This is a genomic window from Leptolinea tardivitalis (assembly GCF_001050275.1).
GTDB lineage: Bacteria > Chloroflexota > Anaerolineae > Anaerolineales > Anaerolineaceae > Leptolinea > Leptolinea tardivitalis.
The window spans coordinates 50,861-63,170 of the sequence record NZ_BBYA01000015.1; the positions used below are offsets into that span (position 1 = coordinate 50,861).

Sequence of the window (12,310 nt, forward strand, 5' to 3'; positions counted from 1 at the left end):
AATGACTACTTTTGATATTAAATTGACAACGAAATTTCCGGTGCATATCGGTGATGGAACAACCTTGCATAATAAATTCGATTTTATCTCTGACGACAGATTTACCATGCGGTTGAATGAAGAAACAATCCTGAAAAAGTATGGTTCTCAGTTGGTTCCAGGGAGCAACGGTTTTTACCGAGCACCGGGTGATTTATTATCCGCAAATGATAAGAATGACAGCCAATTCTTCCGCTACATAATCCCTGGCACACCCCATTCTGTGAAAGAATACTCAGAACTCAAATCATGCATCAAAGACGTATATGACCGGCCGTATATCCCCGGTTCATCTCTGAAAGGTGCTATCCGAACCGCTCTGGCATGGGCAGGGTTTCAAGAAAGAAATCTCAAACCATCGAAGGATGTTCTATTTCAAAAAAGAGAAGAAGCAGGGCAGATATTTGAGAGAGAACTTTTCGGGGTTGATTCTAATCAAAGTATTATGCGTGCTTTGCAAGTCTCGGATCTAACCATAGACAGTGAATATGATAAACCAGGCGGTGGATTGAAAGTTTTTAATGCACAGGTGATCACAGAAAAGTCTTCTGATTCTCTTATTCAAATTGAAGCCATCAGAAGAGGTGTTGGCTTTTATGGAACTATCAAAGTTGATAGCTTTTTATTTCCTGAGGTGAAAAATTCATCACCCTATGCATTGGAGGTTAAAAAGAAACTTGGATTTGGAAAACGCGCCGATTGGTTTACTACAATTTGCGAACGAACCACTCGTAATAGCATAGAACGAATTGAAAGATTGCTAGAATGGTTCTCTAAAGTTGATGGCAGTGAAAAAGTAACGAATTATTACAATGACCTGTTAAATTCAAAAATTGGTGAGAATGAAACCTTGATACAGCTTGGTTGGGGAACCGGCTGGGATGGCATGACTTTTGGTGCCTTGCTTCAAGAAGACAAGTACTTATTTGAGCAAATTGTGAGCAAGTTCAACATGTCCAAACTCTCAAAATCAGGTATTCACCGTCAACCAGGAGAAAAATTCCCAAAATCCCGCAGAGTTATCACCCATAATGGTGCAAGTTACGCCCCTCTGGGTTGGGTAATGGTGGAATTCAAGGAGCGAAAATCATGATCCTTTTCACTTTCCTTGGGGCTGGATCGTATAACGAAACTACATATACCCTGGGGGAAGAAAAGCGGGTATCTTGTTATTCTCCTGCTGCAGCGGCTCATCTTCTTCATGTGACGTCTGTAACCGCGTTCCTGACAGATGAAGCAGAAGCAATCCATCGGGAAGGGCTGGAACAGGCCCTTCCCGACGGATGCCAATTGAAATGTGTCCATATCCCCTACGGGCGCAATGAAAATGAATTCTGGGAAATATTCCATGCTCTTAGCCAGGAAGCCTCATATGCCGGTGACCAGGCCTGGGATGTGACCCATGGTTTTCGCAGCCTTCCATTGCTAAGCATGCTTACATTGACTTTCTTGCGAAGCGGTTTGGGTATAAAGCCAGTGCGCGTACTTTATAGCTTATATGAGAAGAATGCGGATTCCTGCCCAATGATAGACCTTGCACCCATGTTGAATCTGATGGACTGGGCTTCTGCCGCCGATACCTTTACCCGTAGTGGTGATTCTCGCCCCCTCGCCTCCATTTTAAATAACATACGCAATGGTTTTATGCGTGAAGGGCCAAAAACCAAACAACAACAGATCGAAATGGCACCGGTTACGGATTTAGCCGCGACCATGGAGGATCTTTCCATGTCGCTGGCTTTGCTGCGTCCGAGTTTGATCACAGACGCTGCCAAAAAATTACACGCAGTACTTCCGGATTCAGAAAAAGCCCTTGAATTTTCTTCTCGTACTCACCCCATTTCCCTGTTACTGCCGCGTATCGGCTCAGCCTATAAACCCCTCGTCCTAGAAGATGGTTCCATATCCTCACAGCTGGCCTCCTGGTTGAACCTCATCGGCTGGTATATCGACCGCGGATACTATGCACAGGCTGCCACTCTCGAAAGAGAATGGTTAATCTCATGGCTGATGGAGCGCAAAGGGAAAAAGGAATTGCTTCTTAATGTGGAAGATCGTGAAGCTATGGCCAGAATTCTTACCCGTGAAGCAGATGACTTTATTCGTTCTAAAAAAGAACCGGTCGAACTGGCGGATATTCCCAACATCAGGAATATTTTTGGCCCCTGGAAAGGTTTCTTCGAGATCCGCAATGATCTGGATCACGCCGGTATGCGGCCTCAATCCAAACCGCCCGCGGCAATTATCGCGACAATCGAAAGAACGTTTGCCATGCTGAAAAACCTGCCGCTGGAAGTAGAATAAAAACATGTTCCTTCTTTCCCTGGTAGGCGAACAGCCTATACCCGTCTTGATTCCATTATGGCAGCAATGGACTACCCGACCGTTTTCCAGGTCTTCGGGAGCATCCCCTTTCTCCTGCATACAATTTGCCGGTTCTAAAAACACGCTGCCAGTAATTGCCCACCTTGAAGTGATTATTCGCAATAAACCCGGCTTTGAAGACGTAGAGATCCGCCCTGCATTGACGATTGATGCATATGACATCCAATCTACCAGACAGGCGCTCGAAGAAGCAACAAGTAGTGCGGAGGCGGATGGATTTCGTAGTGTTCTCAACATCACCGGCGGCACGAAATTAATGACTCTGGCTGCGCTTCAGGCAATGAAAAGAAAATCATCCATCAGCGATAACCTTCTAGAAACAAATATGTTGTATATCAACACAGAAAAAAATCGCCTGATTTTTCTCAACGCAGACGGGGAAGAAACCGGCAGTGAGGAAATATGTGTCAATCTGACCATCGCCGAGTATCTTCAAGCGCATGGTATTGAGGTAAGTGATAACCAGGCGTTTAACCCCAAAGGTGCCAATAATGACGCCCTCCCGCCTAAAGCGGGAGATGCTCTTGAAGAACGTGTGACCTCCCTTGCAATAGATTCGGGGTATTTTGATGAAGTCCGCCGCAATGTGTACATCCGTAAACCGGTGCCTGACGGAAAAACTGTATCCAATGAGCTGGATGTGGTGGCCATTTCCAATGGCAGGCTGGTGGTTTGTTCTTGCAAAGCCGGGATAAATATCAAAAAAGAAATGCTATACGAATTGTCTTCCCTTTCTCGCCGTGAAGCTGCCGGTATTTACTGCGGCAAGGTCCTGGCACTTGGGCAGGAAGACATTCCGCCGGGAATCCTTGAAAGGGCACGCGCCGATCACATTCGGCTGGTAACCGGTTCTGAGATAAACCGGATTGCCTTTATCATGCACCTGGAAACCAGATAAGAAAAATCTTTATTAACCGGATATTTCATGATCATCATCAATTTTTCCCACCCACTTTCTGAAAACCAGATTCATCAGATCGAAACACTTACCCCGCATAAGGTGGAACAGGTTATCAACCTGCCAGTGCAATTCGATAATGACCTGCCCTACGCTCCACAGGTCAAACAGTTAGCTGACCGTATACCCCTCGATAGTGAGACGCTTCAAACCGCGAGGATTCTCATTAACCCGCCGGCGCTCAACTTCATTACCGCCATGTTACTGGCCGAACTACACGGGCGCATGGGTTTTTTCCCGCCGATTCTTCGCCTCCGTCCTGAACCGGATAGTATGCCTCCGACCTTCGAAGTCTTCGAAATCATAAATTTGCAGCATATTCGGGAAGAAGCCCGCAAAACTCGTGAGAAATGACTACAGGTCGGAAATAGAATGACGAATAAGACCGAATTGTTATCCATTGTCTTATTGATAAAAAAAACAACAGATGCCACTGACGGCCAGCCAGTCTGGTGGGGACGTGCCGCGCATGCCTTCGTGCTGGACCTTATCCGGCAGGCTGATGAAAAGCTGGCGGCGGAGATTCATGACAGTGACAGCCTTAAGCCTTTCACAGTTTCATCGCTGATCCCGGTTAGACCGAAGCAGGAGGAAAATGGCTGTCTTTACCGTCTACGGATAACCGGCCTGACTGCCGCCGTGTGCGCCGTTTTGGAAGATTCTCTGCAATCTTCAGGCTCATTAGCCCCGGGAAAAGTAATTGAACTGGATTACCAGCCTTTCACCATCCAGGAAGATGGTGACACACCCTCCGTGAGAGAGTGGCACGGATGCGGCCGGTATGACTTACTGGCGACTTCACGGCTGGGTTCAGAGGCTCAACCGCCCCGCCGCTTCGGCTTTGTGTTCACCAGCCCTACAGCCTTCCATCAGGCAGAAAAGACAATGCCGCTGCCTCTGCCGGGATTGGTGTTTGGCAGCCTACTCGAACGCTGGAACCGGTATTCTCCCATTCAATTCCCGCCTGAAGCCAGGCGTTATGCAGAAGAATGCCTGGGAATCTCAGGGTTTGATCTGCACAGCCGGCCGACGCGGGTGAAGAACGGCGGCTTGCGGCTCGGCGCTATTGGAGAGGTGAGCTTCACCGCATTGACGTATGACCGCTACTGGCAAAGTGTCCTTGATGTGTTGTCGGAGCTGGCGGTATTCAGCGGTGTGGGTGTGATGACTTCGCAGGGTTTCGGGCAGTGCCATCGAAAGGACGAACAGAAATAACAGGGGGAAAGATGCCACCGGTTTATGTTGTTCAACAGAATTCGCGGATTCGTATCCGTAACCGGCGTTTGCAGGTGGAGAACGGAGAAGAGGATAACGCAGAGGTTCTCACCAGTATTCCACTGGCCCAGGTAGATCAGGTTGTGTTGTTTGGAAATATTAGCCTGACCACTCCAGCAATTAACGCCCTGCTTGAAAAAGAAAGTGATGTGGTTTTTCTCACTTCAGATGGTGATTTCCGAGGAAGATTAGTGGGTGCCGTCACTCCGCATGTTCCTCTCCGTCGTGCACAGTATGAACACACCGGTAATCCTGAATTTGTATTACAGACAGCCAAGGGGATTCTTAACGCAAAAGTGTCTCACCAGCGTACTCTTCTTATGCGCCATATGAGAGATTTCCCCGACCCAGTTATCGCTTCAGCCATTGATCAATTGGGAAATTGTTTATTATCCATATCCCGAAAAAACACTCTATCATCGTTACTTGGTCTCGAAGGAGCGACAACGGCGGGGTATTTCAGCGGATATCGGCGTTTCTTCTCATCGGAATGGAATTTTAACGATCGCAACCGCCGACCACCAGCTGATCCCGTAAATGTCCTTCTATCATTCGGTTATACTCTGCTGGCTCAAATCGCCAATGGAGCAATTCAGACTGTAGGAATGGATCCGTTTGCAGGAATTTATCACCAGGTAGCCTACAACCGCCCGGCACTCGCTCTGGATCTGATGGAAGAGTTCAGGCCGGTTGTGGATGGCGTTGTTATGTGGTGCTGCCGCAGCGGGCAGATCACACCTGCTGATTTTTCCCCTGGACCCGACGAAAAACCAGTTATTCTTAATCAACAGGGATGCAGGCGGTTTATCGCAGCCTTTGAGGAACGTATGGATAAACCATACACACATCCCATTGCGAAACAGAGACTGCCAATTCGCCAGTGTGTCATTGAACAGGCGCGCCAACTTGCCCGACGTTTTCAGGAAAACCGCCCCGGTTATCAGGGAATGGGTTTTCATTAGTTTTCATTAGAGGTAATGGTATGGACCGTTTCTTTTACATACTTGCTTATGATATTTCAAATGACAAACGCCGTACAAAAATTGCAAAGCTCATGGAATCGAGCGGTACACGAGTTCAGGGAAGTGTCTTTGAAGCCTGGTTTTCACCGAAAGAACTGGATAAGGTGGTGCAGCGTTCAAAAAGAATACTTGTTGATAAAGAAGATTCTCTACGTGTGTACTTTCTCTGTGAAGATTGCCGCAAAAAAGTCAGTCTGTATGGTAAAGGAAAAGTGACAGAAAAACCTGGATTGGTGATTATTTGATGAATTCGCGCACCCCCTCTTAAAAAATGGTAAAATATACATAATTTGTGAGGGAGGATGCGCGACCAAAGGAATATATTAAAAGAAGAAACAAACTACGGTTTAAAACAATAAATGCCCGTCAGGGCATTGAGACTCATCCAGCCATGCGGGAAGAGTACTGTCTTCATCCCAGTTTAAAACAATAAATGCCCGTCAGGGCATTGAGACATAACCCATGATGCGGGTATATCCACCCTTGGTCTGGTAGGTTTAAAACAATAAATGCCCGTCAGGGCATTGAGACTAAATTTTGAGAAATGAATCACATCAATCTGGTTTATCACAAGTTTAAAACAATAAATGCCCGTCAGGGCATTGAGACTCAGCCAGGCTGTTATTTATTAGCTTTTCCAATTGTGTTTAAAACAATAAATGCCCGTCAGGGCATTGAGACCAACTGAACTATTTTCCTATGCTTCAACTGAAGTTTAAAACAATAAATGCCCGTCAGGGCATTGAGACCTCCATCAATTCGGCATTCGAATGACCTCTCTTATTCTTTTGTTTAAAACAATAAATGCCCGTCAGGGCATTGAGACAAGGATTTTCTTGCCTTTGTCATCCGTCATTGTTTTTGTTTAAAACAATAAATGCCCGTCAGGGCATTGAGACTCGGAATCAACTTCCTGACTAGCGAAGCCTGCGCCCTTTGTTTAAAACAATAAATGCCCGTCAGGGCATTGAGACATCAACTGTTTAGCGGCGGCCTGCAATACGTCTGCTGGTATAGTTTAAAACAATAAATGCCCGTCAGGGCATTGAGACTCATTGGTGGATTTTACCAGTTGCATGAGGATTGTTTAAAACAATAAATGCCCGTCAGGGCATTGAGACCATCAGCTTCACTGTTGTACTTCATAAGTACAGTAAGTTTAAAACAATAAATGCCCGTCAGGGCATTGAGACGGACCTCAACAGCCCGCTTTGAATGGACATAATCGATGGTTTAAAACAATAAATGCCCGTCAGGGCATTGAGACATCCTGGTTTCTGGCGGATATATCGCGGAGGCGGAGATAGTTTAAAACAATAAATGCCCGTCAGGGCATTGAGACCAAAATCTCCTTTAACTCGCCCTCTAACTCTAAACTGTTTAAAACAATAAATGCCCGTCAGGGCATTGAGACCCGTTGAAAGAAATTCTGGAAAAGATAGCTATATGATGAAAGAAGAAAAATGAACACTATTTCATCTGAGTTAATTTTTATGCTTGTGATATTTGCTGTTCTGTTTGTTACAACAATTGGATCACTGTTACTAATTTATATTGCAATAAAGATACAACAAACTTGTCAACATCCCAAAATTAGTACCACTTTAAAGTAGAAACTCAGGCATGAATTGATGCATATTGGTACGGTGATAAGCCCTTCAATGACTCATGGGGCCTAATGACATTGTATTCTTCCAACCATTGTTCTGAAATTTCTCTCACCTCATTCAGTGAATTGAATAAATAGGCATCCAGAATATCTTCCCGGTAGGTCCGGTTGAATCGTTCAATATATGCGTTCTGAGCCGGTTTGCCAGGCTGTGTGTGAGCCAATTGAACGTTGTGTTCCTGTGCCCATTCCTCCAACCGATGGGAAATAAATTCCGGCCCATTGTCCATCCGTATTTGCTTGGGGCAGCCACGCCATGAAATGATCATCTCCAGAACCCTTATTACGCGTTCTGCGGGTAAAGAAGTGTCCACTTCGATCCACAATGCTTCTCGGTTGAAATCATCCAGAATATTCAATGTTCTAAACGCTCTTCCGCTGGCCAGGCTATCGCTCATAAAATCGATTGACCAGCAGTGGTTGGCCACCTCTGGTTGAATCAGTGGCAGCGGAATTCGTTTTGGTAGTCGTTTTTGGGGCTTGATTTTTAGATTTAGGCGTAAATCACAATAGACCCGTCGAATTCGCTTGTGATTCCAACCATGAGCCTCATTTCTCAAATAATCACGCATTTTCCCGAATCCCCATCGAGGCTTTCTCCCTGCCAGTTCTAGCAAAGCCTTTGCGATCTCCTCGTCCTTGCTCTTTTTTGCCTGATACCGGTACACGGTTCGGCTCAATTTCAGCATCCCACATGCCTGACGCTCGCTCAGTCCATACTCTTGCATAGCATATCTCGCCAAATCCCGGCGTGCATCAGGCTTTATAGTTTTTTTTGAACAATATCCTTTAACGCTTGATGTTCCAGACTCAAATCGGCAAACATCCGTTTGAGGCGCTGGTTTTCTTCTTCCAATTCTTTTAATCTTCTCAGCGAACTGGCATCCATTCCGCTGTACTTTGATTTCCACTTGTAGAAGGCACTTTTGCTAAATCCGTGCTTCCGGCTTAAATCTTCAACCGGTATCCCTGATTCCGCCTCTTTGAGGATCGTCACGATCTGACCTTCTGTGAACTTCATCCGCTTCATGTGGTCTTCTCCTGGTCTGATTTTGCCAGAAGTTTCCACTTCTTGCTGGTACTATTTTAGGGGATGGTTACCGAGGTTGAAAAATTAGGTAAGAAAATTGAACAGATTATTGGCGCATTATTCCTTATTGGGTTCATCTTGCTTTTCGCGTGTTATGGACCAATCATAATTTTTTAGGCCTTTCACTGCCACCATGCCATTGAACTGAGATTCTTCAGTTCTTAATATTGAACTACCTCAAGGTTATCAAACCGCTTCGTTCTAATGAATGTTTGAAATGAGTTTAAAACAATAAATGCCCGTCAGGGCATTGAGACCTACATCGACTGCAATTCCTGTCGACCGATTTAAAACTTCGGTTTAAAACAATAAATGCCCGTCAGGGCATTGAGACATTGATACATGTCCTTGACAGTCCGATTCAAAACAGTTTAAAACAATAAATGCCCGTCAGGGCATTGAGACAAAACTACCGCATATTTTGTGCCTTTTCTGAATTTTGTTTAAAACAATAAATGCCCGTCAGGGCATTGAGACGAAAGTCATAAGTAATTGTGGCGTCGAAAAAATCAAACATGTTTAAAACAATAAATGCCCGTCAGGGCATTGAGACTTGACGGCCTCGGCGCTTGCCGTGTTCTGTAAACTTGGTTTAAAACAATAAATGCCCGTCAGGGCATTGAGACGCTCCGATGGCTGAGCTCGTCGAAGCCGTCGAAGCTGGTTAAAACATATTAATTTAACATTTACAACGATTCCGTACCGCCATGTTATAAACTTGAAATCAGGAAATTTCAATAGCAAGACGAAAAGTATTACTATCAACCACAACGTTACACAATTTTCATAGCATGAGTCAGTATGCCAGAGAATCAGCGAACACTATGCACAACAAAGTTGTTCATCAGGTCTGCAGTCATCGAAAAACTGAACTGTTTTTATTACGGCTTCAGTTGCATCATCTACTTATCCATTAATCATAAAACATCAAACCTTTGACGGATGTATTTTTATTCATCACATTGATGGAAAAACACGCGAGAATTCGGTTCGTAACACAATCCATATAATCTGTTCCTTCGTATACGTCTGGCTTTTCTTGAAAAATAGACAATCCCGTCAGAATTGACAGTTTGAAGATCAAAAATTATTGAATCCACTGTTCAGATCAAATTGTGGGTAATTTCGTTCCAGCTGCTCCCTGTACCATTCATACGTCAATAATCCTCGAGAAACGATGACAATTTCCCGGCGCATTCCTAATGCGTACTGGTAATACCACAGGGCAAAGGTTTCACCATCAGATTTCGGGTAGAGTATCTCCCCGGGTTTTGCCCCAGAAAGAGTTGTTTCAGCATAGTGAGCCAGGTCACCTGAACGGGGATCCACCTGTGCATACCGTGTAGGCACCGTCCACACCAGTGAAATCGCCAGGGCAATAGACATCACAATACCGATGTTTAACGACCATTTTGTGTAATGCCATAAGTACAATAATCCCCAGAAGATCCAGATGGCAAAACAAACCATCGCCGGCAAGGAATAGACAAGAGAATCTGTTGTTTTGTATCCAACAGCCATAATGGTATAGGCGAAGAAAACATATACCGTTATGCGATGAAATTTCCTGTTTTGTTGAAAAGTTAAAACACCGATCATTCCAGAAATCAGCCCGATATACCCGAAATTGTCGGTCAGCATTCCACAAAACGAAATAATCCGTTGAAGATATTCATGGGGAAGTATGGCAAATAAATAATCGTGGTAATCACCCCCGCTCACCAGCCACAAAAAGCCGCTCCATGACCGTGCATCCCCCCAGCTCACGGCAGGAAGGTCGGCCGCACGGAGAGGAATAATTATGTACGGTATCAACCCTGAAAACCAGCCGGCAAAAGCCGTCACGGCGGATGCTGTTGAATGGCTCTTTTTATAAAACACCCACGATGCATAAAGAATTGCCGGATACATTAACAAAATGGACGTATGATTGCCAATCCCCAACCCACCGACAAAGGCGATGGCACAAAATCCCGTAAGATGTTTACGGATGGTTTCATCCGGTTGTGAAAGGATGGCAGCTATCCAGAAAAGCGCCAGAGATAAGAATAATGCATGTAGTGCATACACTTCAACGATCACCGCCTGTGACCAGAAAAGCGTTGAAACTGTAAGGCACAATGTTGTCAGGCTGCAGGCTAACTTATTGCCGGAAAAAGGGAAAAAGCGCAACGTACTGTAAAAAAGAACTGCACAGATGCCTGCCGGCAGGATGGAAGCCTGTGCCTGCCTCCAGACCGGCGTCCCAAAGGGGATCTTCTGACATAATTCAGAAAGAAGCAGATAAATGGGATAACCGGTTGGATGGGGAACGCCGTTTGTCAGAACAGCTGTGAGAAAGTCGCCGCCGTCACTGCCAAAATTCGCAGAAGAAAGGCGAGAAGGCGCCATACTCTCAAACAAAACAACGGAGAACAAGAAAACTCCAATCTGCAGGCACACATCGGATTGGAGCAGGTTAAATAAAAAGTGGGTTTTCCACCCACTTTTCACATTTTCTGTTTGTTTGCTTTCAGGGTTACGATGGTTTTCCGACAACGAAAATGCCTGTCAGGTTTGTTTCAGCAGAAAGATAGTCACCGTCCAGTGCTGCTACAATACGAGTCCATGCGCCAGACACAGGATCAAAATGGTATAGCCCCATATCAGGGTCTTTCTTCAAGGCTTCTTTTTCTGATTCGGCTAAAAATACACCGACTTTCATCTTTCCTGAGAAATCCTTTTCGTCAACAGTAACCTGAAATGGTTCTGTGAGGAAATTAAAAGAGGCCAGTGGTTTGATATCATCCTGGGTCAGCACAACCATTGACATAGCTGTTCCAGGTTTGGGGCATTCAATGAATTCAACCCGGCCTACGTTGGCAATTTCCAGAACCACGTTCTCGCACTTATCCGGAGCGATCAAAGTGGCGGTCGTGCCACCGGTAACTGGAATTACAACATCTGGACCGCCAATTGGGGGCGGATTATATGGGATGGTCCCCTGGGCATTAACCACATTCCAATTTACGCTGAACAGACTGGCAACAATCATAAAAGTAGATAAGAATCCAATGAGCATTTTTTTCATGGTATTTCCCTCCAAATTGAACAGAACATTCATTCAATTACCCTCAAGTATAAGATATCAATCCCAAAGATGAATAGCTAATTCCACGTATTCTTTGGAAAACACTGATTAAGTGTCTGCACTTAATTTGTGTTCTTTAACCATCCATTTTTTGATGCAATAAATACAGCCTGAGTTCGGCTGGTTGCATTGAGTTTTCTCAGAATATTCCTGACATGGGCTTCAACCGTCCGTTCACTGATCCCAAGATGACTGCCGATTATCTTGTTCGGCAGACCTTCATATAACAGGTTCAATATGAGGTTTTCACGTTTGGATAATTCAGGGGTTTCAGAAGAAAGCCCGGTTACTGGTTCGTCTAATTTTCGGATATACGCCAATAACTCGGCGACCACCGTCGGCGATAACGGTGATTTATTGGAAGCCACGTCACGGATTGATTGAACCAGGTAATCTTCTCCCATATTGACTTGAATGCATCCATGTGCACCGGCACGCAATAACCGGATGATGGATGTAGGGTTAAGAGGATCTTTGGCCAGCAGAAGAAACTTGGTGTGATTTTCACAGTGTTCTGAAATCACTTTTTGCATCTCATCTAGGCATTGTTGCATGTCCAGAACGACTACATCAGGATGATACTGTTGGATATCCCCTCGCAATTGACTGCAATCTAACGTCAGGCAGATGATATTAAAATCAGCCTGACGGGAAAGGATGGAAACCAGTCCAGAACGGGATAAATAAAAGGAATCAGAAACCAGTATATTGATCATAAATCAGGGTGAAATTTTTTGTAAAA

Annotated in this window: 11 protein-coding genes and 2 CRISPR repeat arrays; of the genes, 7 read left to right on the forward strand and 4 right to left on the reverse strand. The window is 45.0% G+C overall.

Features of this window, described 5'->3' with window-relative positions; all coding sequences use genetic code 11:
• Position 1 precedes the first annotated feature (1 nt).
• Genes csm5 through cas2 form a run of 7 tightly spaced genes read left to right on the forward strand, consistent with a single transcriptional unit; the run spans position 2 to position 5,924 of the window.
• Positions 2–1,132, forward strand: coding sequence for a type III-A CRISPR-associated RAMP protein Csm5 (gene csm5, locus LTAR_RS16440; protein WP_062423403.1), 1,131 nt, complete (start codon positions 2–4; stop codon positions 1,130–1,132).
• The gene (locus LTAR_RS16445; RefSeq protein WP_062423404.1) at positions 1,129–2,343 is read left to right on the forward strand and encodes a CRISPR-associated DxTHG motif protein; all 1,215 of its coding nucleotides are present in this window, start codon (positions 1,129–1,131) and stop codon (positions 2,341–2,343) included. Before csm5 ends, LTAR_RS16445 begins: the two co-directional genes overlap by 4 nt.
• A gap of 4 nt (positions 2,344–2,347) precedes the next feature.
• The gene (locus LTAR_RS16450) at positions 2,348–3,322 is read left to right on the forward strand and encodes a Card1-like endonuclease domain-containing protein (RefSeq protein WP_062423405.1); all 975 of its coding nucleotides are present in this window, start codon (positions 2,348–2,350) and stop codon (positions 3,320–3,322) included.
• Positions 3,323–3,349: 27 nt separating this feature from the next.
• Positions 3,350–3,736 (forward strand): CRISPR-associated protein Csx15, encoded by a 387-nt coding sequence (gene csx15, locus LTAR_RS16455; RefSeq protein WP_062423406.1) that lies wholly within the window; start codon positions 3,350–3,352, stop codon positions 3,734–3,736.
• 18 nt (positions 3,737–3,754) lie between these two features.
• A complete protein-coding gene (cas6, locus tag LTAR_RS16460) occupies positions 3,755–4,597 on the forward strand; it encodes a CRISPR system precrRNA processing endoribonuclease RAMP protein Cas6 (RefSeq protein WP_062423407.1) in 843 nt (280 codons plus the stop codon).
• An 11-nt stretch (positions 4,598–4,608) separates the two neighbouring features.
• Positions 4,609–5,619: a CRISPR-associated endonuclease Cas1 gene (gene cas1, locus LTAR_RS16465; RefSeq protein WP_062423408.1), complete on the forward strand. Its 1,011-nt coding sequence runs from the start codon at positions 4,609–4,611 to the stop codon at positions 5,617–5,619.
• Between the two features lie 20 nt (positions 5,620–5,639).
• Complete coding sequence (gene cas2 / locus LTAR_RS16470) at positions 5,640–5,924, forward strand: CRISPR-associated endonuclease Cas2 (protein WP_062423409.1); 285 nt, start codon at positions 5,640–5,642, stop codon at positions 5,922–5,924.
• A gap of 100 nt (positions 5,925–6,024) precedes the next feature.
• Positions 6,025–7,093: direct repeats of the CRISPR family, unit length 36 nt; unit sequence GTTTAAAACAATAAATGCCCGTCAGGGCATTGAGAC.
• A gap of 203 nt (positions 7,094–7,296) precedes the next feature.
• Here cas2 and LTAR_RS16475 read toward each other — a convergent pair.
• The 4 genes from LTAR_RS16475 to LTAR_RS17610 form a co-directional block, all read right to left on the reverse strand.
• Positions 7,297–8,378 (reverse strand): IS3 family transposase gene (locus LTAR_RS16475; protein WP_139044612.1). Its coding sequence is split into 2 segments (ribosomal slippage): positions 7,297–8,117 and positions 8,117–8,378, totalling 1,083 coding nucleotides; the frame shifts between segments, so codons are not numbered across the junction.
• Positions 8,379–8,659: 281 nt separating this feature from the next.
• A CRISPR array of direct repeats spans positions 8,660–9,064; the repeat unit is 36 nt; unit sequence GTTTAAAACAATAAATGCCCGTCAGGGCATTGAGAC.
• A gap of 454 nt (positions 9,065–9,518) precedes the next feature.
• Positions 9,519–10,829, reverse strand: a complete 1,311-nt coding sequence (locus tag LTAR_RS16485; protein ID WP_139044613.1) for a protein O-mannosyl-transferase family — start codon at positions 10,827–10,829, stop codon at positions 9,519–9,521.
• 127 nt (positions 10,830–10,956) lie between these two features.
• Complete coding sequence (locus LTAR_RS16490) at positions 10,957–11,508, reverse strand: hypothetical protein (protein WP_139044614.1); 552 nt, start codon at positions 11,506–11,508, stop codon at positions 10,957–10,959.
• Between the two features lie 122 nt (positions 11,509–11,630).
• Positions 11,631–12,284 carry a response regulator transcription factor gene (locus LTAR_RS17610; RefSeq protein ID WP_062423412.1) on the reverse strand — a complete coding sequence of 218 codons (654 nt, stop codon included), beginning with the start codon at positions 12,282–12,284 and terminating at the stop codon, positions 11,631–11,633.
• Positions 12,285–12,310: the final 26 nt, after the last annotated feature.